The organism is Bacillus sp. PS196, from assembly GCF_037963555.1.
GTDB classification, from domain to species: Bacteria; Bacillota; Bacilli; order Bacillales; family Bacillaceae; genus Bacillus; species Bacillus subtilis.
In genome coordinates, this window is the sequence record NZ_CP150159.1 from 1,623,832 (window position 1) to 1,649,462 (window position 25,631).

Below are 25,631 nucleotides of genomic sequence, written 5' to 3' on the forward strand. Positions count from 1 at the left end.
TATAAGAGAGCAGGGGAGTGGACGAGCGGAATGAAGTTTCATGAAATGGGACAAACAGATTTACTAGAGGCAACCAATACGTCCATGAAACAAGGATTAACAGAAAAAGAGGTAAAAAAACGCCTTGACAAGCATGGACCAAACGAGCTGCAAGAAGGGAAAAAAACTTCAGCGCTTCTCTTGTTTTTCGCGCAGTTCAAAGATTTTATGGTGCTTGTGCTTCTGGCGGCAACGTTAATCTCAGGATTTCTTGGTGAATATGTAGATGCGGTTGCGATTATTGCGATTGTGTTTGTGAATGGCATACTCGGTTTCTTTCAAGAAAGGCGTGCTGAGCAATCTCTTCAGGCTTTAAAAGAGCTTTCAACACCGCACGTCATGGCACTCAGGGAAGGAAGCTGGACAAAGATTCCTTCTAAGGAACTGGTGCCGGGTGATATTGTGAAATTTACGAGCGGGGACAGAATTGGCGCAGACGTTCGAATTGTTGAAGCGAGAAGCCTTGAAATAGAAGAATCAGCGCTAACCGGGGAATCAATCCCGGTTGTGAAGCATGCTGATAAATTGAAAAAACCGGATGTTTCACTCGGCGATATTACCAATATGGCATTTATGGGTACGATTGTGACCCGCGGCAGCGGTGTCGGGGTTGTCGTCGGGACAGGAATGAATACGGCTATGGGGAAAATTGCCGACATGCTTGAATCGGCAGGGACATTGTCAACCCCGCTGCAAAGAAGACTGGAGCAGCTCGGGAAGATTTTGATTGTTGTTGCATTGCTTCTGACCGTACTTGTCGTTGCTGTCGGTGTTATTCAGGGTCATGATCTGTACAGTATGTTTTTAGCAGGTGTCTCGTTAGCGGTAGCCGCTATTCCGGAGGGGCTGCCGGCGATTGTGACAGTGGCGCTTTCGCTTGGTGTACAGAGGATGATTAAACAAAAATCCATTGTTAGAAAGCTTCCTGCTGTTGAAACGCTTGGGTGTGCGTCTATCATTTGTTCAGATAAAACAGGGACAATGACCCAAAACAAAATGACGGTGACACATGTCTGGTCCGGAGGGAAAACATGGAGAGTGGCAGGGGCCGGCTATGAACCGAAAGGAAGCTTCACACTAAACGAAAAAGAGATCAGTGTCAATGAACATAAGCCGCTTCAGCAGATGCTTCTGTTCGGAGCGCTTTGTAACAACTCCAATATTGAGAAAAGAGACGGCGAATATGTGCTTGACGGAGATCCGACAGAGGGAGCGCTGCTCACCGCGGCAAGAAAAGGCGGTTTTTCAAAGGAGTTTGTTGAATCAAACTACCGGGTGGTCGAAGAATTTCCGTTTGATTCTGCACGGAAAATGATGACTGTCATCGTAGAGGATCAAGACAGAAAGCGCTATATCATTACAAAAGGTGCACCGGATGTACTGATGCAGCGATCTTCCCGTATTTATTATGACGGCTCAGCGGCTCTTTTTTCAAATGAAAGAAAAGCAGAAACAGAGGCGGTATTAAGACATTTGGCATCACAGGCACTCAGAACGATAGCGGTCGCCTACAGGCCGATAAAAGCAGGCGAAACACCGTCAATGGAGCAGGCGGAAAAAGATCTGACCATGCTTGGCCTTTCAGGTATCATTGATCCCCCGCGGCCGGAAGTCAGGCAGGCGATAAAAGAATGCCGTGAAGCAGGAATTAAGACCGTTATGATTACAGGTGATCATGTAGAAACCGCTAAAGCGATAGCGAAAGACTTGCGCCTCCTTCCGAAAAGCGGCAAAATCATGGACGGCAAGATGCTGAATGAACTTTCTCAAGAAGAGCTTTCTCATGTGGTGGAGGATGTGTATGTATTTGCCCGCGTTTCCCCTGAACATAAACTAAAAATCGTAAAAGCCTATCAGGAGAACGGGCATATTGTGGCGATGACGGGAGACGGCGTCAATGATGCTCCTGCCATTAAACAAGCTGATATCGGCGTCTCTATGGGCATTACCGGGACAGATGTAGCCAAAGAAGCATCATCTCTTGTTCTCGTGGATGATAATTTTGCGACGATTAAATCGGCGATAAAAGAAGGCAGGAACATCTACGAAAATATCAGGAAGTTTATCAGATACCTGCTGGCGTCTAACGTCGGAGAAATCCTTGTCATGCTGTTTGCGATGCTACTCGCCCTTCCTTTACCGCTCGTTCCGATTCAGATTTTGTGGGTCAACTTGGTGACGGACGGATTGCCGGCGATGGCGCTCGGCATGGATCAACCTGAAGGAGATGTCATGAAGCGCAAGCCCCGTCATCCGAAAGAAGGGGTATTTGCCCGCAAGCTAGGATGGAAGGTCGTTTCCAGAGGATTTTTAATCGGAGTTGCCACTATTTTAGCGTTTATCATTGTGTACCACCGCAATCCGGAAAACTTAGCTTATGCCCAGACGATCGCGTTTGCCACATTGGTGCTCGCTCAGCTTATTCACGTGTTTGACTGCCGCAGCGAAACTTCTGTTTTCTCTAGAAATCCGTTTCAAAACCTGTATTTAATCGGCGCGGTATTGTCATCCATTTTGCTGATGCTTGTAGTAATCTACTATCCGCCGCTTCAGCCGATTTTCCATACTGTAGCCATCACGCCGGGGGATTGGATGCTCGTCATCGGTATGTCCGCCATCCCTACTTTTTTGCTGGCGGGATCACTTTTAACAAGAAAAAAATAAATTCATATGATATAATCTTAGGGGTAATAGCGTGTCTATTGCCCTTTTATTATGAGAACAGGGAAGAATTGGGTGTTTTAAAATGATACGAAGTATGACAGGCTTCGGCAGTGCAAGCAAAACACAAGACGATCTCTCTGTAAGCGTTGAACTTAAATCTGTGAACTACAGATTTAAAGAAGTGAACGCTCGTTTGCCAAGGCCTTTGCTATATTTTGAAGATAAGCTGAAACAGACCATTCTGCAGCATATTCAGCGCGGAAGAATTGAGCTTTTCGTATCTGTTGACAGCGATATGCTTGTTGAGAAAAGGCTTGAAATTGATTGGCCGCTGCTCGATGAGTTTGTCGCAGCCGCGAGAGATATGAAGAAGCGGTATCAATTGTCTGCAGAGCCCGATGTAATGGATTTCTTTAAGCTTGATCATGTCGTCCAGATTCATGAAGAACAGACGCAAAATGACAAGCTGGAGGCGTTGATCATCGATGCTGCAGAAGAAGCGGTAAAAGGTCTCTGTGAAATGCGTGAAAAAGAGGGGCTGCTCTTAGCGAAAGACTGCCTGATGCATATTGATCAGCTTGAAGAGCTGGTGAGAGAAACTGAATTGCTGGCTGCAGATGTCGTATCTCGTTACCGGGAACGGCTGTACGCCAGAATCAAAGAATGGACTGAAGACGTATTAGACGAGAGCCGGCTTGTAACAGAATGCGCTATTTTTGCAGACCGCTCTGATATCACTGAAGAGATTACAAGGCTGAAGAGCCACTTCGCCCAGTTTCGTGATATATTAGCTAGTGGCGGAGCTGTCGGGCGCAAACTCGACTTTCTTGTTCAGGAGCTCAATCGGGAAGCAAATACGATCGGCTCAAAAGCAAATGATCATCAGATCACAAAGCTTGTCGTTGAAATGAAAAGTTCTATTGAAAAAATAAAAGAACAAGTGCAAAATATAGAATAGTGACTGTGCGTATTGTTTACAGACGGTCTTACTAGGCTAAACTAGAGACGTCTATTTTACAGGGGGAACGTAGAAGATGACGATTAAACTGATTAATATCGGATTTGGCAATATCATCTCCGCCAATCGGATGATTTCGATTGTCAGCCCGGAGTCTGCGCCAATCAAACGGATGATTCAGGATGCAAGAGACCGCGGAATGCTAATTGACGCTACATACGGACGAAGAACCCGTGCAGTTGTCGTCATGGATAGTGATCACATTATCTTATCTGCCGTCCAGCCTGAGACAGTTGCACACAGACTTTCTGTTAAAGAAGAAATTATGGATGAAGGGCAGGGGTAATTGCCGCATGAAAGAAAGAGGGTTATTAATCGTTCTCTCAGGTCCCTCAGGAGTTGGTAAAGGAACGGTTCGACAAGCGATCTTTTCGCAGGAAGACACAAAATTTGAATATTCGATTTCAGTAACCACAAGAAGTCCAAGAGAGGGCGAAGTGAACGGAGTCGATTATTTTTTCAAAACAAGAGACGAATTCGAACAAATGATTGCGGACAACAAGCTGCTTGAATGGGCAGAGTATGTCGGCAATTATTACGGCACGCCAGTCGATTATGTTGAACAGACGCTTCAAGATGGAAAAGACGTCTTTTTAGAAATTGAAGTTCAAGGGGCTCTTCAAGTGAGAAATGCTTTCCCGGAAGGCCTGTTTATTTTCCTTGCGCCTCCAAGCCTTTCTGAACTGAAAAACAGAATCGTGACACGAGGCACAGAAACAGACGCTCTGATTGAAAATCGAATGAAAGCCGCAAAAGCTGAGATCGAAATGATGGATGCTTATGACTATGTCGTTGAAAACGATAATGTCGAAACGGCTTGCGATAAAATCAAAGCAATCGTTCTTGCTGAACATTTGAAGCGTGAACGCGTTGCACCAAGATATAAGAAAATGCTGGAGGTTGAATAATCAATGTTAGATCCGTCAATTGATTCTTTAATGAATAAATTAGATTCAAAATATACGCTGGTGACTGTTTCTGCGAGACGCGCACGTGAAATGCAAATCAAAAAAGACCAAATGATTGAACATACGATTTCACACAAATATGTAGGCAAAGCTTTAGAAGAAATTGATGCAGGCCTGCTTTCGTTTGAAAAGGAAGACCGCGAATAGTAGCACAAGTAGCAACCTATATCACATGTAGGTTGTTATTTTTTTCCGTGCGGTTTTGTAAAGTGCAGAGGGGGAGAATTCATTGCTAAACAATCGAAATGTGTTACTTTGCGTGAGCGGAGGCATCGCTGTTTATAAAGCCTGTGCGTTAACGAGCAAGCTGGTTCAGGCAGGAGCAAATGTCAAAGTGATTATGACTGAGTCCGCTTGCCGATTCGTTTCACCGCTGACATTTCAGGCATTGAGCCGCCACGAAGTCTATACAGATACATTTAAAGAACAAAATCCAAGCGTTATTTCTCATATTGATGCCGCAGACTGGGCCGACTTGATTATCGTAGCGCCGGCTACGGCTAATGTGATTGGAAAACTGGCAAACGGCATCGCTGATGATATGCTGACGACAACATTGTTGGCAGCAACGGCTCCCGTTTGGATCGCGCCGGCGATGAACGTTCATATGTATGACCACCCGGCAGTCAAACGAAACATTTCTGTTCTTTATCAGGACGGTTATCGTTTTATTGAGCCAAGTGAGGGCTATTTAGCATGCGGTTACGTAGGAAAAGGCAGATTGGAAGAGCCGGAAAACATCGTAAAGCTGGCCGAAAAACATTTTGCTGAAGAAACATCCGCTCCTTTAGAAGGCAAGCATGTGGTCATTACAGCCGGCCCAACGCGGGAAGCGATTGATCCTGTCCGGTTTTTTACCAATAAATCGACGGGCAAAATGGGCTACGCACTAGCGGAGGCTGCTGTTCAGCTCGGCGCACGGGTAACCTTAATTTCTGGGCCTGTTTCACTTGATCAGCCTAAAGGCCTTGCTGAGTTTATCCCTGTTCAATCGGCTGCGGATATGCGCGAAGCTGTGCTCTCTGTGTATGACGCAAGCGATATAGTCATTAAAACAGCTGCGGTAGCCGATTTTACGCCGAAAACAGTATTTGACCATAAAATGAAAAAACAAGACGGCGGCATGACCTTAGAACTGAAAAGAACAGTCGATATTTTGAAAGAATTGGGCGAGAAAAAGAAAGAGCAGATTTTGGTCGGATTTGCCGCCGAAACACAAGACATTGAACACTATGCACGTAAAAAGCTCGCCGCTAAAAACCTTGATTTGATTGTGGCAAATGATGTGAAAGCAAATGGGGCCGGTTTTGGTGCTGATACGAATATCGTGACAATCTTTTTCAAAGACGGGCATAAACGCGAACTCCCGATTATGTCTAAGCTCGATGTTTCTTTTGAAATCCTTCAGGAGATCGCAGCCCTCTCAAAACAAACCGGAGAGCGCTCATGAATTTTGCAGAAGTCATCGTTGATGTCAGCACCAAAAATATAGACAGGCCTTTTGATTATAAAATCCCAGACCATCTGAAGGGCATGATCAAAACGGGGATGCGGGTCATTGTTCCGTTTGGCCCCCGTAAGATTCAAGGGTTTGTGACAGCAGTCAAAGAAGCATCTGACCTATCGGGAAAATCTGTCAAGGAAGTAGAGGATTTATTAGATCTTACACCTGTTCTGACAGAGGAGCTTATGGATCTGTCATCATGGCTGTCAGACAAAACGCTGTCTTTTAAAATAACGGCGCTTCAAGCAATGCTGCCTGCCGCCTTAAAGGCGAAATATGAAAAAGAATTAAAAATTGCACACGGCGCCGATCTTCCGCCGCAAGTGGAACGGCTGTTTTCTGAAACAAAGACGCTGCTGTATTCAGATATACCCGATCATGATACGCTGAAACTGATTCAAAGGCATGTTCAAAAAGGTGCCATTGACGTGACGTATAAAGTCGCGCAAAAAACCAATAAAAAAATGGTCAGGCATATTCAGGCAAATGCGAGTAAAGAAGAGCTTGCTAAGCAGGCTGAGGGATTGTCCCGCCAAGCAGCAAAACAGCAGGCGATTCTTCACTTTCTCATCTCTGAGCCGGAAGGTGTGAAAATTCCTGCGGCGGAATTGTGCAAAAAAACGGACACGAGCTCTGCAACCATCAAAACCCTTATCCAAAAAGGGCTTTTGAAGGAAAGCTATGAAGAGGTTTACAGAGATCCCTATCAGGACAAAATGTTCAAAAAAACAGAGCCCCTGCCGCTGACAGACGAACAGAGGGCTGCCTTCGAGCCCATACGCGAGACATTGGACAGCGATGAGCATAAAGTGTTCCTCCTTCACGGCGTGACAGGAAGCGGAAAAACCGAAATTTATCTGCAATCAATTGAAAAAGTACTGGCGAAAGGAAAAGAAGCCATCGTCCTCGTACCGGAAATATCGCTGACGCCGCAAATGGTCAACCGCTTCAAGGGCCGCTTCGGCTCCCAGGTGGCAGTCATGCACAGCGGTTTATCCACAGGAGAAAAATATGACGAGTGGCGTAAAATCCACCGGAAGGAAGTACGGCTTGTCGTCGGTGCCAGATCCGCCATTTTTGCTCCGTTTGAAAATCTCGGAATGATAATCATCGATGAAGAGCACGAGTCTTCCTATAAACAGGAAGAAATGCCGCGCTATCATGCGAAAGAGGTGGCAATCAAGCGGGCTGAGCATCACAGCTGCCCGGTTGTATTAGGGAGTGCTACGCCGACATTAGAATCATATGCTAGAGCGCAAAAGGGCGTATACGAGCTTCTTTCACTGAAGCACCGTGTTAACCATCGGGTGATGCCCGAGGTTTCGCTTGTCGATATGAGAGAGGAGCTTAGAAACGGCAATCGCTCGATGTTTTCAGTTGAATTGATGGAAAAGCTTGAAGAAACGATTGCCAAGGGTGAGCAGGCGGTGCTGTTTTTAAATAAGAGGGGCTATTCTTCCTTTGTGATGTGCAGGGATTGCGGCTATGTCCCGCAATGCCCGCACTGCGACATTTCCATGACGTATCATCGTTACGGCCAAAGGCTGAAATGCCATTATTGCGGACATGAAGAGCCTGTTCCGCACACTTGTCCTGAATGCGCAAGCGAGCATATCCGCTTTTTTGGAACGGGAACACAGCGAGTGGAGGAAGAGCTGACAAAAGTGCTGCCAAGTGCGAGAGTGATTCGGATGGATGTTGACACGACATCACGGAAAGGCGCCCATGAAAAATTACTGTCAGCTTTCGGAGAAGGAAAAGCGGATATTCTTCTCGGAACGCAAATGATCGCGAAAGGGCTTGATTTTCCGAATGTCACGCTTGTCGGAGTGTTAAGTGCTGATACAACACTTCATATTCCTGATTTCAGATCGGCTGAAAAAACATTTCAGCTGTTAACGCAAGTCAGCGGCCGGGCAGGCAGGCATGAAAAGCCCGGCCATGTCATCATTCAAACGTATACACCGTCTCATTACAGTATCCAGCTGACGAAAACACACGATTATGAAACGTTCTATCAGCATGAAATGGCGCACAGGAGAGAGCAATCCTATCCGCCATACTACTATTTGGCTCTTGTGACTGTTTCTCATGAGGAAGTGGCGAAAGCAGCGGTTACAGCTGAAAAGATCGCTCATTTTTTGAAAGCAAACTGCGGAGCTGACACGAAAATTCTCGGACCAAGCGCGTCGCCGATAGCCAGGATCAAAGATAGATATCGCTATCAATGCGTGATAAAATACAAACAGGAAACCCAGTTATCCGCTTTATTGAAGAAGATACTGGAACATTATAAACGCGAAATTGAACAAAAACATGTAATGATTTCAATTGATATGAATCCTTATATGATGATGTAAGATCTCACGTCTTGGAGGGTAACAAATTGGCAGTAAAAAAGGTCGTCACACATCCTGCGGAGGTTTTGGAAACACCTGCGGAAACCGTGACTGTTTTTGATAAAAAGCTAAAAAAACTGCTTGATGATATGTACGACACCATGCTTGAAATGGATGGTGTCGGACTGGCAGCGCCGCAAATCGGCATTTTAAAAAGAGCGGCCGTCGTAGATATCGGGGATGACAGAGGGAGAATTGATCTCGTTAATCCTGAAATTTTAGAAAAAAGCGGCGAGCAAACCGGAATTGAAGGATGCTTGAGCTTTCCTGGCGTCTATGGTGATGTCACACGTGCCGATTATGTCAAAGTGCGTGCGTTTAACCGTCAGGGAAAACCGTTCATTCTGGAAGCGCGAGGCTTTTTAGCAAGAGCCGTGCAGCATGAAATGGACCACTTAGACGGTGTGCTGTTTACATCTAAAATAAGTAAATACTATACAGAAGATGAACTAGCCGATATGGAAGGATGATTTGATGACGAGAATCGTATTTATGGGAACGCCGGATTTTTCAGTTCCTGTTTTAAGAACCCTGATAGAGGACGGATATGAAGTAGTGGGGGTCGTCACACAGCCGGACCGTCCGAAGGGCAGAAAAAAAGTACTGACACCTCCTCCGGTAAAGGAAGAGGCATTGCGCCACGGCATCCCGGTTCTTCAGCCGGAAAAAGTCAGATTGACAGAAGAAATTGAAAAAGTGCTGGCATTAAAGCCTGACCTGATTGTAACGGCGGCATTCGGACAAATTTTGCCTAAAGAGCTTCTCGACAGTCCAAAATACGGCTGCATTAACGTTCACGCATCCCTTTTGCCGGAACTGCGCGGCGGTGCTCCGATCCATTATTCCATTCTGCAGGGAAAGAAAAAAACCGGGGTTACCATTATGTATATGGTAGAAAAATTGGATGCCGGGGACATGATCTCAAAAGTGGAAGTGGACATTGAAGAAACCGACAATGTCGGAACATTGTACGATAAATTAAGCGTTGCTGGCGCGAAGCTATTGTCTGAAACGGTTCCAAACGTTATTGCCGGCAGCATTTCACCTGAAAAGCAGGATGAAGAGAAAGCGACATACGCGCCTAATATCAAAAGAGAGCAAGAGCTGCTCGACTGGTCCAGAACGGGCGAAGAGCTTTACAACCAGATCCGCGGCTTAAATCCATGGCCTGTTGCCTATACGACGCTTAATGGACAAAACTTGAAAGTGTGGGAATCTAAAAAAACACCCGCACCAACCAAAGCTGAGCCAGGCACAGTCGTTGCGGTTGAAAAGGAAGGGATTATCGTTGCCACAGGTAACGATACGGCTCTGTTATTAACCGAACTCCAGCCGGCAGGCAAAAAACGAATGAAAGGCGAAGACTTTGTGCGAGGCGCTCATGTTGAAGCCGGTGATGTGTTAGGAGTAAACAATGAAAAAAACTAGTGTTCGTGACATCGCCCTTGAGGCGCTGATCAAATTAGAACAAAACCAGGCATACAGCAACCTGCTGCTGAAATCGGTCATTAAATCAAATGAACTGAGTGATCAGGACAGAGGGCTTTTGACTGAACTTGTCTATGGTACATTACAAAATAAGATCGCGCTTGATTATATGCTTAAACCGTTTATCAATAAGCCTCAAAAGGTAAAGCCGTGGGTGATTCAGCTTCTTCGCCTATCCTTATATCAAATGGAGTATTTAGAGAAGATTCCAGACAGGGCAGCCATCCATGAAGCGGTTGAGATTGCTAAAATCCGCGGTCACAAAGGCATTGCTTCATTTGTCAACGGCGTGCTCCGTTCTATTCAGCGCGAAGGTGTTCCATCCTTTGACGCGATCGAAGATCCTGTACGCCGGCTGGCGACAGAAACAAGCCATCCGGAATGGCTTGTGAAAGAGTGGGCGGATGCGTATGGATTTGAAGCTGCGGAAAAGATTTGCCGCATCCATCTCATTCCGCCGAAGCAGACGCTGCGTGTCAATGAAATGAAAGCAGACAGAGCTGAGCTGCTTGACCAAATGGCTGCTGAGGGAATCGAAGTTGAAAAAGGCGACCTCGCTGAAGATGCAGTGAAGCTCTTAAAGGGAACAATTGCCGGAACTCATTTCTTCCAAAACGGCGAAGTATCCATCCAGGATGAGAGCTCCATGCTCGTCGCCCGCGCCCTTGATCCTAAGTCAGATGAAACAGTGCTTGACGCGTGTGCGGCGCCTGGCGGAAAGTCGGCTCATATCGCAGAATTAATGAAGAACAAGGGGAGCGTTACGTCGCTTGATCTTCACAAACATAAAGTGAAGCTGATCAAAGAAGCGGCAGACCGGCTTGGCCTGACAATCATTCATGCGGAAACAATGGATGCTAGAAAAGCGGGGGAAACGTTTGAAAACGAACAGTTTGACCGAATATTGGTCGATGCCCCGTGCTCAGGTTTCGGTGTTATCAGAAGAAAGCCGGACATGAAATACACGAAAAAGCCTGACGACAGCGCCCGTCTAGCTGAAATCCAGCTGTCGATCTTGAGGGAAATCGCACCATTAGTAAAAAAAGGTGGCACTCTTGTCTACAGTACGTGTACAATGGACCGGACAGAAAATGATGAAGTAATACATGCGTTTATACAAGAACATCCTGATTTTGAACCCGATTTGTCTCTTGAAAAGCGGCTGCCTGAAAAGGTGAGACCCTTTGTTCGGGATGGAAGGCTTCAAATCCTTCCTCATTATTTCGGAACAGATGGTTTCTTTATTTGCAGCATGAGAAAGAAGGGATAAGCAATGGCAGAACTTAATAAAACAAAAGTAAGAAAAGAATTGCGGACAGAGCGTCCGTCTATTTATTCTTTTGAATTAGATGAAATTAAACAATGGCTGACAGACAACGGAGAGAAACCGTTCCGTGCGGCTCAGATCTTTGAATGGCTATATGAAAAACGCGTATCTTCTTTTGAAGAAATGACAAACCTCTCAAAGGATCTGCGTGAGAAATTAAACACTCACTTTGTGTTAACAACGCTGAAAACGGCTGTTAAACAAACTTCTCAAGACGGTACGATGAAGTTTTTGTTTGAGCTTCATGACGGTTATACCATCGAAACCGTTTTAATGAGACACGAGTATGGCAATTCTGTATGTGTAACGACACAAGTCGGCTGCCGTATTGGCTGCACATTCTGCGCGTCAACGCTTGGAGGCTTAAAACGAAACCTTGAAGCAGGGGAAATTGTCGCTCAAGTAGTCAAAGTGCAAAAAGCTCTTGATGAAACGGATGAACGCGTCAGCTCTGTCGTGATCATGGGAATCGGCGAACCTTTTGATAACTTTAACGAAATGCTCGCTTTCTTGAAAATCATTAACCATGACAAGGGCCTGAATATCGGTGCTCGCCATATTACGGTCTCTACGAGTGGAATCATCCCGAAAATTTACGAATTTGCTGATCAGCAAATGCAGATTAACTTTGCAATTTCTCTGCACGCGCCGAACACAGAAATTAGAAGCAGTTTGATGCCGATTAACAGAGCATATAAACTGCCTGATCTAATGGAAGCCGTTAAATATTATATTAATAAAACAGGACGCCGTATCAGCTTTGAATACGGGCTGTTCGGAGGCGTAAACGACCAGGTGGAACACGCCGAAGAGCTTGCCGACTTGCTGGAAGGAGTCAAATGCCACGTGAACTTGATTCCGGTAAACTACGTGCCTGAACGGGACTATGTGCGCACACCGCGTGATCAGATTTTTGCTTTTGAAAAAACGCTGAAATCCCGCGGAGTAAATGTCACAATCCGAAGAGAGCAAGGACATGACATTGACGCAGCCTGCGGTCAGCTTCGCGCGAAGGAGCGTCAAGACGAGACGAGGTGATGAGGGTTGTTAACAGCCTTAAAAACAGATACAGGAAAAATCCGCCAGCATAATGAAGATGATGCGGGGATATTCAAGGGGAAAGATGAATTTATATTAGCGGTTGTCGCTGATGGCATGGGCGGCCATCTTGCTGGAGATGTTGCGAGCAAGATGGCTGTGAAAGCCATGGGGGAGAAATGGAATGAAGCAGAGACGATTCCAACTGCGCCCTCGGAATGTGAAAAATGGCTCATTGAACAGATTCTTTCGGTAAACAGCAAAATATACGATCACGCTCAAGCCCACGAAGAATGCCAAGGCATGGGGACGACGATTGTATGTGCGCTTTTTACGGGGAAAACGGTTTCTGTTGCCCATATCGGAGACAGCAGATGCTATTTGCTTCAGGACGATGATTTCGTTCAAGTGACAGAAGACCATTCGCTTGTAAATGAACTGGTTCGCACTGGAGAGATTTCCAGAGAAGACGCTGAACATCATCCGCGAAAAAATGTGTTGACGAAGGCGCTTGGAACAGACCAGTCAGTCAGTATTGACACCTGTTCCTTTGATATAGAACCCGGAGACAAACTGCTTCTATGTTCTGACGGACTGACGAATAAAGTGGAAGGCACTGAGTTAAAAGACATCCTGCAAAGCGATTCAGCTCCTCAGGAAAAAGTAAACCTGCTTGTGGACAAAGCCAATCAGAATGGCGGAGAAGACAACATAACAGCAGTTTTGCTTGAGCTTGCTTTACAAGTTGAAGAGGGTGAAGATCAGTGCTAATCGGCAAGCGGATCAGCGGGCGTTACCAAATTCTCCGCGTCATAGGCGGCGGGGGAATGGCCAACGTGTATTTAGCTGAGGATATCATTCTAGACCGTGAAGTCGCAATTAAAATCCTACGGTTTGACTATGCAAATGACAATGAATTTATCAGACGTTTCCGCAGAGAAGCCCAATCCGCATCAAGCCTCGATCACCCGAATATTGTCAGCATTTACGATTTGGGCGAGGAAGATGATATTTATTATATTGTCATGGAATACGTTGAAGGCATGACGCTTAAAGAATACATAACAGCAAATGGGCCGCTTCACCCTAAAGAAGCGCTGAACATCATGGAGCAAATTGTCTCAGCCATCGCTCATGCCCATCAAAACCAGATTGTTCACAGAGACATCAAGCCGCATAACATTTTGATTGATCATATGGGAAATATCAAAGTAACGGATTTTGGAATTGCGACGGCACTAAGTTCGACCACAATCACCCATACCAATTCAGTTCTGGGCTCGGTCCATTACTTATCACCTGAACAGGCCCGAGGCGGCTTAGCCACAAAGAAATCGGATATTTATGCGCTTGGAATCGTTCTATTTGAGCTTTTAACCGGCCGTATTCCGTTTGATGGAGAGTCAGCAGTCAGCATCGCCTTGAAGCATCTTCAAGCGGAAACTCCTTCGGCAAAAAGGTGGAATCCATCGGTCCCCCAAAGCGTTGAAAACATCATACTCAAGGCAACTGCCAAAGATCCTTTTCATCGCTACGAAACGGCTGAAGACATGGAAGCAGACATAAAAACAGCTTTTGATGCCGACAGACTCAATGAAAAGAGATTTACGATTCAAGAAGATGAAGAAATGACAAAAGCGATACCTATCATTAAAGATGAAGAACTCGCTAAAGCGGCTGGCGAAAAAGAAGCTGAAGTGACAACCGCACAAGAAAACAAAACAAAGAAGAACGGCAAAAGAAAAAAGTGGCCGTGGGTTTTGCTCACGATATGCCTCGTTTTTATCACAGCTGGAATTCTTGCTGTCACTGTTTTTCCGTCGCTTTTCATGCCTAAGGATGTCAAAATACCTGATGTCTCCGGAATGGAATACGAAAAAGCCGCAGGGCTCTTGGAAAAAGAAGGTTTACAGGTTGATTCCGAGGTGTTGGAAATCTCAGATGAAAAAATTGAAGAGGGCCTGATGGTAAAAACGGATCCTAAAGCGGATACCACAGTCAAAGAAGGCGCCACGGTCACCCTTTATAAGAGCACCGGAAAAGCAAAAACGGAGATCGGTGATGTGACAGGCCAAACGGTCGACCAGGCAAAAAAAGCGTTGAAGGACCAAGGGTTTAAACATGTAACGGTAAATGAAGTGAATGACGAGAAAAACGCGGGCACTGTCATTGACCAAAATCCTTCAGCAGGGACTGAGCTTGTCCCGAGTGAAGATCAAGTCAAACTTACAGTCAGTATCGGACCCGAAGACATTACGCTTAGAGACTTGAAAACCTACAGTAAAGAAGCAGCGTCTGGATATCTGGAAGACAACGGATTGAAGCTTGTAGAAAAAGAAGCATACTCAGATGATGTTCCAGAAGGACAGGTTGTCAAACAAAAACCAGCAGCAGGTACGGCAGTAAAGCCGGGGAACGAAGTTGAAGTGACATTCTCTCTCGGACCAGAGAAAAAACCTGCGAAAACAGTGAAAGAAAAGGTCAAGATCCCCTACGAACCAGAAAATGAAGGGGACGAGCTTCAAGTGCAAATCGCGGTTGACGATGCGGATCACAGCATCTCTGACACTTACGAAGAATTTAAGATAAAAGAGCCGACTGAACGAACGATCGAACTAAAGATTGAACCCGGCCAAAAAGGGTACTATCAAGTAATGGTAAACAATAAAGTTGTCAGCTACAAAACCATTGAGTATCCGAAAGATGAATAACAAGGAGGGAAAATATGCCTGAGGGCAAAATTATTAAGGCGCTAAGCGGCTTTTACTATGTACTGGATGAATCAGAGGATTCAGATAAAGTAATACAATGCAGAGGAAGAGGCATTTTCAGAAAAAACAAAATTACCCCTCTTGTCGGTGATTACGTTGTGTACCAGGCTGAAAATGACAAAGAAGGATATCTAATGGAAATTAAAGAAAGAACCAACGAGCTTATCAGGCCGCCAATTTGCAACGTTGATCAAGCGGTCCTGGTTTTCTCAGCGGTTCAGCCTTCTTTCAGCACGGCATTGCTCGACCGCTTCCTGGTTCTCGTTGAGGCCAATGATATTCAGCCGATTATATGCATTACTAAAATGGATCTGATTGAAGATCAAGATACAGAAGATACGATACAAGCCTATGCAGAGGACTATCGGAATATTGGTTATGACGTATACCTTACCTCCTCTAAGGACCAAGACAGTTTAGCGGACATCATCCCGCATTTTCAGGATAAAACAACGGTATTTGCCGGTCAGTCCGGTGTTGGGAAATCCTCGCTTCTCAACGCGATCAGTCCGGAGCTTGGATTAAGAACAAACGAGATTTCTGAGCATTTGGGCCGCGGGAAACACACAACCCGCCACGTGGAGCTGATTCATACGTCCGGAGGTTTGGTTGCAGATACACCGGGATTCAGCTCGCTTGAATTTACAGACATTGAGGAAGAAGAGCTGGGCTATACCTTCCCTGATATCAGAGAAAAAAGCTCTTCATGCAAATTTAGAGGCTGTTTACATCTGAAAGAGCCGAAATGCGCGGTGAAACAAGCTGTTGAAGACGGAGAATTAAAGCAGTATCGCTATGACCATTATGTTGAATTTATGACGGAGATTAAAGACAGAAAGCCGAGGTATTAGCATAATGATAAAGGTTGCACCATCTATTCTTTCCGCTGATTTTGCCGCTTTAGGCAATGAGATTAAAGATGTAGAAAAAGGCGGAGCCGATTGTATTCATATTGATGTTATGGACGGCCATTTTGTCCCGAATATCACAATCGGTCCGCTGATTGTAGAAGCCGTCCGGCCGGTAACGGATCTGCCGCTTGATGTCCATTTAATGATAGAAGAGCCGGATCGTTATATCCCGGCTTTTGCGAAAGCAGGCGCAGATATCCTGTCTGTGCATGCTGAGGCATGTCCGCACCTGCACCGTACCATCCAGCTCATTAAAGAGCAAGGAGTGAAGGCCGGAGTGGTTCTAAACCCGCATACCCCTGTACAAGTCATCGAGCATGTTTTCGACGATCTCGATCTTGTTCTTTTAATGACGGTGAACCCGGGCTTCGGCGGGCAGAAATTTATTCATTCAGTCCTTCCTAAAATAAAAGAGGTTAAGCGAATGGCGGATGAAAAAGGAAAAAAAGATCTGTTCATTGAAGTAGACGGCGGCGTCAACAAAGAAACCGCTCCGCTCGTCATTGAAGCGGGCGCAAATTTACTCGTTGCCGGTTCAGCTGTTTATGGCCAGTCTGACCGCAAAAAAGCAATTTCTGAAATCAGAGGAAGTAAATAAGCAGCTTTAGAAAAGAGCTGGGCATACAATAGCCTAAGCTCTTTTTCCTGTATGCAGAGAAAGGAATCAGAGATGAAAACAATTAATATCGTTGCGGGAGGCCCGAAAAATCTCATTCCCGATCTAACCGGCTATACGGATGAACACACGCTTTGGATCGGTGTTGACAAAGGCACCGTCACTCTCTTAGATGCCGGGATCATTCCTGTTGAAGCCTTCGGAGATTTTGACAGCATAACGGAGCAAGAACGCCGGCGAATAGAAAAAGCCGCTCCCGCCCTTCATGTGTATCAAGCAGAAAAAGATCAAACAGATTTAGACCTCGCCCTTGATTGGGCGCTGGAAAAGCAGCCGGATATTATTCAGATTTTCGGCATTACAGGCGGCAGAGCTGATCATTTTTTAGGAAACATTCAGCTACTGTATAGAGGTGTAAAAACGAACATAAAAATTAGGCTGATAGACAAACAAAATCATATTCAAATGTTCCCTCCTGGTGAATATGATATTGAGAAGGATGAAAATAAGCGATATATCTCCTTCATACCGTTTTCCGAAGACATACATGAGCTGACCCTGACCGGTTTTAAATATCCTCTAAATAATTGTCATATTACGCTCGGTTCAACACTATGTATTAGTAACGAACTCATTCATTCACGAGGTACTTTTTCGTTTGCAAAAGGCATATTAATAATGATAAGAAGCACGGATTAAGCATGTGCTTTCATTCAATTGCTGAAAACAATGAACAAGGCGGTTACGGGACGTTATAGGAGGGGACAAAAATGAAATTTTACACCATTAAATTGCCGAAGTTTTTAGGAGGAATTGTCCGGGCGATGCTGGGCTCATTTAGAAAAGATTAATGCCCAGGGGTTCAAAGCCCTCTTTCACCACATAAAAACGCCTGCCACATATCGGGGCAGGCGTTCATTTTGTTATACACGCTCAACTTTACCGGATTTCAAAGCTCGAGCAGATACATATACTTTTTTAGGTTTTCCGTTCACAAGGATACGAACCTTTTGAAGATTCGCGCCCCAAGTGCGCTTAGAAGCGTTCATTGCGTGAGAACGGTTATTCCCAGCTGTTGTTTTTTTACCTGTGATAACGCATTTACGTGCCATTTGTTTCCCTCCTCACTTGCACAAAACATCTACTTTTTAACATTCATATAATCTTAGATGCTTTCGATATGGATACTTTAAATAATTTACCACAGCTAAAAAACGTTTGCAACTATTGTTTCATCATCTTTCAAGAAAATTCACTTGACATCTTGCGGAAACAGCAGCGCTATAGTATATGTAGAGGTACGGCCAGCGATTATTGCCTGGTCTTTTCATAATGGAAACCATATAGTAGAATAGCTGTAACTCTATGCATTCGAAGGAGGAACTAGTGTGTCCATTGAATTAAGAACGAAGTACGGACAGATTGATATATCTAATGAAGTCATCGCGATGGTTGCAGGAGGCGCGGCGGTTGACTGTTACGGCATTGTCGGCATGGCCTCTAAAAACCAGATTAAAGACGGACTGACTGAAATCCTTCGGAAAGAGAATTTCAGCAGGGGTGTCCAAGTTCGCCAAGAAGGAGAACAGATACATATCGACATGTATATCATTGTCAGCTACGGCACGAAAATTTCTGAAGTGGCACATAATGTCCAAACAAAAGTAAAGTACACAGTAAATCAAACCATCGGACTGGCAGTGGACTCTGTCAATATTTATGTCCAAGGCGTACGAGTGACGAACCCGTAGTTAGGAGGAGTAGGATTGTCTATCAGAACATTAAACGGCAGAACCTTTGCCGAGATGATTCTTGCGGGAGCGCAGAATCTGTCTCAAAATGCCAGTGCAGTTGATGCACTGAACGTGTTTCCGGTGCCGGACGGTGATACGGGAACAAATATGAACCTGTCGATGACTTCCGGAGCAAGAGAAGTTGAACAAATGGATACGGATGATATCGGGAAGGTGGGTTCCGCGTTATCTAAAGGGCTGCTCATGGGAGCACGCGGAAATTCAGGAGTTATCCTATCCCAATTGTTCCGCGGATTTAGCAAAAGCATTGAAACGAAAAAAGAAATTAATGCACTTGAGTTTGCCGCTGCGCTGCAAGCAGGTGTAGACATGGCGTATAAAGCTGTCATGAAACCTGTAGAGGGCACCATTTTAACAGTTGCAAAAGACGCTGCAAAAAAAGCGATGATCTTAGCAGAAAAAGAAACCGATATCACTGCGCTGATGATTGCAGTGACAGAAGAAGCAGAGGTGTCTTTAAACCGCACCCCTGAATTGCTACCTGTCCTAAAGGAAGTAGGAGTTGTCGATAGCGGGGGCAAAGGCCTGCTTTGTGTGTATGAAGGTTTCCTTGCTTCATTAAAAGGTGAAACTGTACCTCAGAAAGCAGTTCTTCCGTCACTTGACGACATGGTCAGCGCGGAGCATCACAAGAGCGCGCAAAGCATGATGAATACCGAAGATATTGAATTTGGATTCTGTACCGAAGTGATGGTTAGGCTTGATCAGACAAAAAGAGAGTTCGACGAAGGTACGTTCAGGCAAGACCTCAGCCAGTTCGGAGATTCTCTGCTTGTGATTGCGGATGAATCGCTGGCGAAGGTTCATATTCATGCTGAAGAGCCGGGAAACGTGTTAAACTACGCCCAGCATTACGGTGAATTGATCAAAATAAAAATAGAAAATATGAGAGAACAGCATACCTCTATCATCAGTCAAGAAAGCAAACCTGCAGACAACGAAATACCGCCGGCAAAACAGCCGTATGGCATTGTGACTGTAGCGATGGGAGAAGGAATTTCAGACCTATTCAAAAGCATTGGCGCTTCTGTTGTGATTGAAGGCGGCCAGACCATGAACCCAAGCACTGAGGATATTGTTGATGCCGTGAAGTCTGTATATGCAGATACGGTATTTATCCTGCCTAACAACTCCAACATTATCATGGCTGCTAACCAAGCGGCCAGCGTAGTGGATGAACAGGTTTTTGTCATTCCTGCTAAAACGGTTCCGCAAGGGATGTCAGCCCTGCTGGCTTTTAACCCGGATCAAGAAGCTGAAGCGAACGAGGCCAATATGCTAAGCGCCATTCAGCAAGTAAAAAGCGGACAGGTGACGTTCTCAGTCAGAGATACTCATATTGACGGTAAAGATATTAAAAAAGGCGACTTTATGGGCATTCTGAATGGAACGATTATCGGCACTTCTGAAAATCAGCTGTCAGCCGCGAAAATGCTGCTGTCAGAAATGATCGGAGAAGATGATGAAATCGTGACCATTCTATATGGTGAGGATGCGTCTCAGGAAGAAGCTGAGCAGCTTGAAGCGTTTCTCAGTGAAAAGTACGAGGAGATTGAGGTTGAGATCCACAATGGGAAACAGCCTCTGTATTCGTATATAGTTTCTGCAGAATAGAAGGGCAATTTGCCCTTCTATTCTTATGTCTGCTTTTAAGTGCGGCAGCGCTGTAACGCGCCCGCTTGCCATTTTATATCTGATCAATTAGTCTAGAAGCAAAGCGCTAATAAGCTCTGGTTCATAAGGAGGAATAGCATGAAATACAGAAGCGTTTTTGATATTATCGGCCCGGTTATGATCGGTCCGTCCAGCTCTCATACAGCGGGAGCTGCTAGAATCGGGAGAGTGGCCAGAAGTTTATTTGGCAGAGAGCCTGAGCGCATCATTGTATCTTTTTACGGCTCGTTTGCGGAAACGTATAAGGGCCACGGCACAGATGTCGCGATTATCGGCGGATTGCTTGATTTTGATACATTCGATGAACGGATTAAAACCGCTATACAAATTGCAGAAGCTAAAGGAATTGATATAGAGTTTCGGGTAGAAGACGCAGTCCCGGTCCATCCGAACACAGCAAAAATCACCATTTCTGATGAAAAGGGTGAGCTTGAACTGACGGGTATTTCGATTGGCGGAGGAAAGATTGAAATCACAGAATTGAATGGTTTTGAGCTCCGGCTGTCAGGAAATCATCCGGCCATATTAGTTGTTCATAATGACAAGTTTGGCACAATTGCCGGTGTTGCCAATGTTCTGGCGAAATTTTCAATCAACGTAGGACATATGGAAGTAGCCCGGAAAGATATCGGCCAGCTTGCGCTGATGACAATAGAGGTCGACCAAAATATTGACGACCACATTCTCGACGAGCTGTCGAAACTGCCGAATATTATTCAAGTGACAAAGATTGCTGACTAGCGAAAAGGGTCAGGAGGAGCCAGTTATGTTTCGTAATGTAAAAGAATTAATTGAGATTACTAAAGAAAAACAAATATTGATCTCTGATGTGATGATAGCTCAAGAGATGGAAGTAACAGAAAAAACAAAAGAGGACATTTTTCAGCAGATGGATCATAACCTGTCTGTTATGGAAGCGGCGGTTCAGAAAGGACTCGAGGGAGTTACGAGCCAAACGGGCTTAACAGGCGGAGATGCCGTTAAATTGCAGGCCTATATTCGATCAGGAAAAAGCCTGTCTGGCCCGCTGATTTTAGATGCTGTATCGAAAGCCGTTGCAACAAATGAAGTAAATGCAGCCATGGGAACCATCTGTGCGACACCGACTGCAGGTTCTGCCGGTGTGGTGCCCGGTACGTTATTTGCTGTAAAAGAAAAGCTGAATCCAACAAGAGAACAAATGATCCGCTTTTTGTTTACAGCCGGGGCTTTCGGATTTGTCGTGGCCAATAACGCAAGCATTTCCGGCGCCGCCGGAGGATGTCAGGCAGAGGTTGGATCAGCTTCAGGTATGGCGGCTGCGGCCATTGTTGAAATGGCAGGAGGAACACCCGAACAAAGCGCGGAAGCCATGGCCATTACATTAAAAAATATGCTAGGCCTCGTGTGCGACCCTGTTGCAGGGCTTGTTGAGGTGCCTTGCGTGAAACGGAATGCGATGGGCGCGTCAAATGCGATGATTGCCGCTGATATGGCATTGGCGGGCATTACAAGCCGTATTCCATGTGATGAGGTTATCGATGCCATGTATAAAATAGGCCAAACGATGCCAACTGCACTTAGAGAAACAGGCCAGGGCGGTTTAGCGGCAACACCGACAGGAAGAGAATTAGAGAAAAAAATTTTCGGAGGAGCGCTAGGTTCACGTGAAACAACATCAGCAAACTAGTATAGCTAACATTAAGGGTATTGGGCCGGAAACAGAAAAAACATTGAATGAACTCGGTATTTATGACATTTCTGATCTTCTGAATTATTTCCCTTATCGCTATGATGACTACGAGCTGAGGGATTTAGAAGAAGTAAAGCATGATGAAAGAGTCACAGTTGAAGGGAAGGTTCATTCAGAGCCTTCTCTTACCTATTACGGAAAAAAACGAAACAGGCTGACATTCAGGCTTCTGGTCGGCCACTATTTAATTACAGCCGTATGTTTTAACCGGCCTTATTTGAAGAAGCAGCTTTCGCTCGGCTCTGTGGTGACGGTTTCAGGTAAATGGGACAAGCACCGCCAAACCATCTCTGTTCAGGAGTTGAAAAACGGGCCGCATCAAGAAGACAAAAGCATTGAACCAGTGTATTCTGTGAAAGAAAATGTTACCGTCAAAATGATGAGGCGGTTTATTCAGCAGGCGCTGACCCAATATGCAGACTCACTTCCTGATCCTCTTCCGGAAAAGCTAAGAAAAAGCTATAAACTGCCTGACTATTATCAAGCGTTAAAAGCAATGCACCAGCCTGAAACAAGGGAAGCATTAAAGCTTGCCAGACGGCGGTTTGTTTATGAAGAATTTTTGTTGTTTCAGTTGAAAATGCAGGCGTTCCGAAAGGCGGAAAGAGAGCAGACACAAGGGATACGGCAGCGTTTTTCAAACGAAGAACTCATGAGATTTATCAAAAGCCTCCCGTTTCCCCTCACAAACGCCCAGTCACGCGTTCTTCGCGAAATAACAGCAGACATGTCTTCTCCATACAGAATGAACCGTCTTCTTCAAGGGGACGTTGGATCAGGAAAAACGGCAGTCGCCGCCATTGCACTGTATGCCGCGATCCTATCCGGATACCAAGGAGCGCTCATGGTGCCGACAGAAATTCTGGCCGAGCAGCATGCTGATTCGCTCGTTTCGCTATTTGAAAAATGGGACGTCAGCGTTGCTCTTTTGACAAGCTCTGTTAAAGGGAAGCGGCGAAAAGAACTGCTTGAGCGTCTTGCGGCGGGTGAGATTGATATTCTTGTAGGAACCCACGCTTTAATCCAAGACGAGGTGGAGTTTAAGGCGCTGAGTCTCGTTATTACTGATGAACAGCACAGATTTGGAGTTGAGCAGCGCAAAAAGCTTCGGAACAAAGGGCAGGATCCCGATGTTCTCTTTATGACAGCCACTCCAATCCCAAGAACGTTAGCGATCACAGTGTTCGGTGAAATGGATGTATCTGTCATCGATGAGATGCCGGCTGGACGAAAGAGAATCGAAACCTATTGGGTAAAACATGACATGCTGGATCGTATATTGGCATTTGTCGAAAAAGAATTAAAGCAAGGCAGGCAGGCTTATATCATCTGTCCGCTGATTGAAGAATCAGACAAGCTTGATGTGCAAAACGCCATTGACGTGTACAATCTGCTTTCTGATATTTTTCGGGGGAAATGGAATGTCGGCCTTATGCATGGAAAGCTGCATTCCGATGAAAAAGACCAGGTCATGAGAGAATTCAGCGCAAATCACTGTCAAATTCTCGTATCAACCACTGTTGTGGAGGTTGGCGTGAATGTTCCGAATGCAACAATTATGGTGATTTATGACGCCGACCGTTTCGGGCTATCACAGCTTCACCAGCTGCGCGGCCGTGTTGGACGGGGTGAGCATCAATCTTTCTGTATTCTGATGGCTGATCCAAAATCAGAAACAGGGAAAGAACGGATGAGGATCATGTCGGAGACCAATGACGGTTTCGAGCTGTCTGAAAAGGATCTGGAACTGAGAGGTCCCGGTGATTTCTTCGGGAAAAAACAAAGCGGAATGCCGGAATTTAAAGTGGCGGACATGGTTCATGATTACAGAGCGCTTGAAACGGCAAGGCAGGATGCTGCGAATCTTGTGGCTTCTGACGCGTTCTGGAAGGAGCCGGAATACGCTGTGTTAAGAGATGAATTGCTGAAGAGCGGAGTAATGGACGGGGAAAAATTAAGCTGAGTATCAGAAGTTTTTGGTGTTCAGCCAGAAACAATCGTTGCATTCCAATCTATGAAATTATATACTACTATTAGTACCTAGTCTTAATTGTCCGGATGGTGTTTAGATATGAGAAGAAATAAGAGAGAACGCCAGGAATTACTTCAGCAGACGATTCAAGCAACCCCCTTTATTACAGATGAAGAATTAGCGGGTAAATTCGGGGTGAGCATCCAGACGATACGTTTGGACCGCTTAGAGCTTTCCATACCTGAACTGAGAGAAAGAATTAAGAACGTGGCAGAGAAAACACTTGAGGACGAAGTGAAGTCTCTGTCACTTGATGAAGTTATCGGAGAAATTATTGACCTTGAGCTGGATGATCAGGCGATATCCATTTTAGAAATAAAACAGGAGCACGTGTTCAGCCGGAATCAGATTGCGAGAGGACACCATTTATTTGCACAGGCGAATTCTTTGGCCGTTGCAGTCATTGATGACGAGCTGGCGCTGACTGCAAGTGCAGACATCCGCTTTACAAGACAGGTAAAGCAGGGTGAACGTGTCGTAGCAAAAGCGAAAGTGACGGCTGTCGAAAAAGAAAAAGGAAGAACGGTTGTCGAAGTGAACAGCTACGTTGGCGAAGAAATTGTTTTTTCTGGACGCTTTGACATGTATCGTTCAAAACATTCATAAAGGTGGAGCATGCATGAGAATAGCTGTAGATGCAATGGGAGGAGACCACGCTCCCAAAGCTGTTATTGACGGAGTTATAAAAGGTATAGAGGCATTTGATGATCTCCATATCACACTTGTCGGTGACAAAACAACGATAGAATCACATTTAACAACTACATCAGATCGCATCACGGTGCTGCACGCAGATGAAGTGATTGAGCCTACGGATGAACCTGTCCGTGCCGTGCGAAGAAAAAAGAACTCATCTATGGTTCTTATGGCGCAGGAGGTTGCGGAAAACAGAGCTGACGCCTGCATTTCAGCGGGAAATACCGGTGCATTAATGACAGCCGGTCTCTTTATTGTCGGAAGAATTAAAGGAATTGACCGTCCGGCGCTTGCCCCGACACTTCCGACTGTTTCGGGAGACGGATTTCTTCTCCTTGATGTCGGCGCCAATGTCGATGCCAAACCGGAGCACCTCGTTCAATATGCCATCATGGGTTCTGTTTATTCTCAGCAAGTGCGCGGTGTCACTTCACCGAGAGTCGGACTTTTAAATGTCGGAACAGAAGATAAAAAAGGAAACGAACTGACGAAGCAGACGTTTCAAATTTTAAAAGAAACAGCAAACATCAATTTTATCGGAAACGTGGAAGCGCGAGACCTTTTAGATGATGTGGCGGACGTTGTAGTAACAGACGGCTTTACCGGGAATGTTACACTCAAAACGCTGGAAGGCTCTGCGTTGTCTATTTTTAAAATGATGAGAGACGTAATGACGTCTACTTTGACATCCAAGCTTGCAGCAGCTGTGCTGAAGCCAAAATTGAAAGAAATGAAAATGAAAATGGAGTATTCGAATTATGGCGGAGCAAGTCTTTTTGGCTTAAAAGCGCCTGTGATCAAGGCGCACGGCTCTTCAGATTCAAATGCTGTATTCCATGCGATTCGGCAAGCAAGAGAGATGGTCAGCCAAAATGTGGCTGCGCTCATTCAGGAAGAAGTGAAAGAAGAAAAAACAGATGAGTAGTCTGGAGGTTTTTAC

At 45.3% G+C, this 25,631-nt stretch carries 25 protein-coding genes; 24 read left to right on the top strand and 1 reads right to left on the bottom strand.

The genetic code is table 11. The features are described from left to right. Positions 1-30 precede the first annotated feature (30 nt). The 17 genes from NST79_RS08600 to spoVM all read left to right on the top strand — a co-directional run bounded on the left by NST79_RS08600 (position 31) and on the right by spoVM (position 17,594). Positions 31-2,703 carry a calcium-translocating P-type ATPase, SERCA-type gene (locus NST79_RS08600; RefSeq protein ID WP_015252116.1) on the top strand — a complete coding sequence of 891 codons (2,673 nt, stop codon included), beginning with the start codon at positions 31-33 and terminating at the stop codon, positions 2,701-2,703. Between the two features lie 82 nt (positions 2,704-2,785). Continuing rightward, positions 2,786-3,661 (top strand): YicC/YloC family endoribonuclease, encoded by an 876-nt coding sequence (locus tag NST79_RS08605; RefSeq protein WP_015252115.1) that lies wholly within the window; start codon positions 2,786-2,788, stop codon positions 3,659-3,661. 76 nt (positions 3,662-3,737) lie between these two features. After that, on the top strand, positions 3,738-4,007 hold the full coding sequence (gene remA, locus NST79_RS08610) for an extracellular matrix/biofilm regulator RemA (RefSeq protein ID WP_003154355.1): 270 nt from the start codon (positions 3,738-3,740) through the stop codon (positions 4,005-4,007). Positions 4,008-4,014: 7 nt separating this feature from the next. Beyond that, positions 4,015-4,629 carry a guanylate kinase gene (gmk, locus tag NST79_RS08615; protein WP_003232083.1) on the top strand — a complete coding sequence of 205 codons (615 nt, stop codon included), beginning with the start codon at positions 4,015-4,017 and terminating at the stop codon, positions 4,627-4,629. A gap of 3 nt (positions 4,630-4,632) precedes the next feature. Beyond that, positions 4,633-4,836: a DNA-directed RNA polymerase subunit omega gene (gene rpoZ, locus NST79_RS08620; protein ID WP_003221520.1), complete on the top strand. Its 204-nt coding sequence runs from the start codon at positions 4,633-4,635 to the stop codon at positions 4,834-4,836. An 82-nt stretch (positions 4,837-4,918) separates the two neighbouring features. Beyond that, positions 4,919-6,139, top strand: coding sequence for a bifunctional phosphopantothenoylcysteine decarboxylase/phosphopantothenate--cysteine ligase CoaBC (gene coaBC, locus NST79_RS08625; protein ID WP_015252114.1), 1,221 nt, complete (start codon positions 4,919-4,921; stop codon positions 6,137-6,139). After that, the gene (gene priA / locus NST79_RS08630) at positions 6,136-8,553 is read left to right on the top strand and encodes a primosomal protein N' (RefSeq protein ID WP_041351111.1); all 2,418 of its coding nucleotides are present in this window, start codon (positions 6,136-6,138) and stop codon (positions 8,551-8,553) included. The genes coaBC and priA overlap by 4 nt, the downstream gene beginning before the upstream one ends. 26 nt (positions 8,554-8,579) lie before the next feature. Then, positions 8,580-9,062 carry a peptide deformylase gene (gene def, locus NST79_RS08635; protein WP_015383630.1) on the top strand — a complete coding sequence of 161 codons (483 nt, stop codon included), beginning with the start codon at positions 8,580-8,582 and terminating at the stop codon, positions 9,060-9,062. 4 nt (positions 9,063-9,066) lie between these two features. After that, complete coding sequence (gene fmt / locus NST79_RS08640) at positions 9,067-10,020, top strand: methionyl-tRNA formyltransferase (RefSeq protein WP_212060494.1); 954 nt, start codon at positions 9,067-9,069, stop codon at positions 10,018-10,020. Beyond that, positions 10,007-11,350 (top strand): 16S rRNA (cytosine(967)-C(5))-methyltransferase RsmB, encoded by a 1,344-nt coding sequence (gene rsmB, locus NST79_RS08645; protein WP_144482465.1) that lies wholly within the window; start codon positions 10,007-10,009, stop codon positions 11,348-11,350. The genes fmt and rsmB overlap by 14 nt, the downstream gene beginning before the upstream one ends. A 3-nt stretch (positions 11,351-11,353) precedes the next feature. Continuing rightward, positions 11,354-12,445 (top strand): 23S rRNA (adenine(2503)-C(2))-methyltransferase RlmN, encoded by a 1,092-nt coding sequence (rlmN, locus tag NST79_RS08650; RefSeq protein WP_212060492.1) that lies wholly within the window; start codon positions 11,354-11,356, stop codon positions 12,443-12,445. A 6-nt stretch (positions 12,446-12,451) separates the two neighbouring features. Beyond that, complete coding sequence (prpC, locus tag NST79_RS08655; RefSeq protein ID WP_116315508.1) at positions 12,452-13,216, top strand: protein-serine/threonine phosphatase PrpC; 765 nt, start codon at positions 12,452-12,454, stop codon at positions 13,214-13,216. Then, entirely contained in the window at positions 13,210-15,156 is a 1,947-nt protein-coding gene (gene prkC / locus NST79_RS08660) for a serine/threonine protein kinase PrkC (protein WP_015252109.1), read from the top strand. Before prpC ends, prkC begins: the two co-directional genes overlap by 7 nt. A gap of 14 nt (positions 15,157-15,170) precedes the next feature. Further along, positions 15,171-16,067, top strand: coding sequence for a ribosome small subunit-dependent GTPase A (gene rsgA / locus NST79_RS08665; RefSeq protein WP_003232060.1), 897 nt, complete (start codon positions 15,171-15,173; stop codon positions 16,065-16,067). Positions 16,068-16,071: 4 nt separating this feature from the next. Continuing rightward, positions 16,072-16,725, top strand: coding sequence for a ribulose-phosphate 3-epimerase (gene rpe / locus NST79_RS08670; RefSeq protein ID WP_088325864.1), 654 nt, complete (start codon positions 16,072-16,074; stop codon positions 16,723-16,725). A gap of 72 nt (positions 16,726-16,797) precedes the next feature. Further along, positions 16,798-17,442 carry a thiamine diphosphokinase gene (locus NST79_RS08675; protein ID WP_014479765.1) on the top strand — a complete coding sequence of 215 codons (645 nt, stop codon included), beginning with the start codon at positions 16,798-16,800 and terminating at the stop codon, positions 17,440-17,442. Positions 17,443-17,513: 71 nt separating this feature from the next. Beyond that, positions 17,514-17,594, top strand: coding sequence for a stage V sporulation protein SpoVM (gene spoVM / locus NST79_RS08680; protein ID WP_003221545.1), 81 nt, complete (start codon positions 17,514-17,516; stop codon positions 17,592-17,594). Positions 17,595-17,666: 72 nt separating this feature from the next. On the opposite strand, the gene rpmB is transcribed toward spoVM, so the two are convergent. Beyond that, positions 17,667-17,855: a 50S ribosomal protein L28 gene (rpmB, locus tag NST79_RS08685; protein WP_003221548.1), complete on the bottom strand. Its 189-nt coding sequence runs from the start codon at positions 17,853-17,855 to the stop codon at positions 17,667-17,669. A 276-nt stretch (positions 17,856-18,131) separates the two neighbouring features. Here rpmB and NST79_RS08690 point away from each other — a divergent pair, with 276 nt between their 5' ends. From NST79_RS08690 to plsX, 7 genes are all read left to right on the top strand, one after another. Continuing rightward, positions 18,132-18,494 (top strand): Asp23/Gls24 family envelope stress response protein, encoded by a 363-nt coding sequence (locus NST79_RS08690; protein WP_003232054.1) that lies wholly within the window; start codon positions 18,132-18,134, stop codon positions 18,492-18,494. 15 nt (positions 18,495-18,509) lie between these two features. Beyond that, positions 18,510-20,171: a DAK2 domain-containing protein gene (locus tag NST79_RS08695; protein ID WP_212060490.1), complete on the top strand. Its 1,662-nt coding sequence runs from the start codon at positions 18,510-18,512 to the stop codon at positions 20,169-20,171. A 138-nt stretch (positions 20,172-20,309) separates the two neighbouring features. Next, a complete protein-coding gene (gene sdaAB, locus NST79_RS08700) occupies positions 20,310-20,972 on the top strand; it encodes an L-serine ammonia-lyase, iron-sulfur-dependent subunit beta (RefSeq protein ID WP_003232050.1) in 663 nt (220 codons plus the stop codon). A gap of 25 nt (positions 20,973-20,997) precedes the next feature. Continuing rightward, the gene (gene sdaAA, locus NST79_RS08705) at positions 20,998-21,900 is read left to right on the top strand and encodes an L-serine ammonia-lyase, iron-sulfur-dependent, subunit alpha (protein WP_003232049.1); all 903 of its coding nucleotides are present in this window, start codon (positions 20,998-21,000) and stop codon (positions 21,898-21,900) included. Continuing rightward, positions 21,878-23,926 (top strand): ATP-dependent DNA helicase RecG, encoded by a 2,049-nt coding sequence (gene recG, locus NST79_RS08710; protein WP_212060488.1) that lies wholly within the window; start codon positions 21,878-21,880, stop codon positions 23,924-23,926. The genes sdaAA and recG overlap by 23 nt, the downstream gene beginning before the upstream one ends. A 108-nt stretch (positions 23,927-24,034) precedes the next feature. Beyond that, positions 24,035-24,601 (top strand): transcription factor FapR, encoded by a 567-nt coding sequence (fapR, locus tag NST79_RS08715; protein ID WP_003232044.1) that lies wholly within the window; start codon positions 24,035-24,037, stop codon positions 24,599-24,601. Between the two features lie 13 nt (positions 24,602-24,614). Next, positions 24,615-25,616: a phosphate acyltransferase PlsX gene (gene plsX / locus NST79_RS08720; protein ID WP_003232041.1), complete on the top strand. Its 1,002-nt coding sequence runs from the start codon at positions 24,615-24,617 to the stop codon at positions 25,614-25,616. Positions 25,617-25,631: the final 15 nt, after the last annotated feature.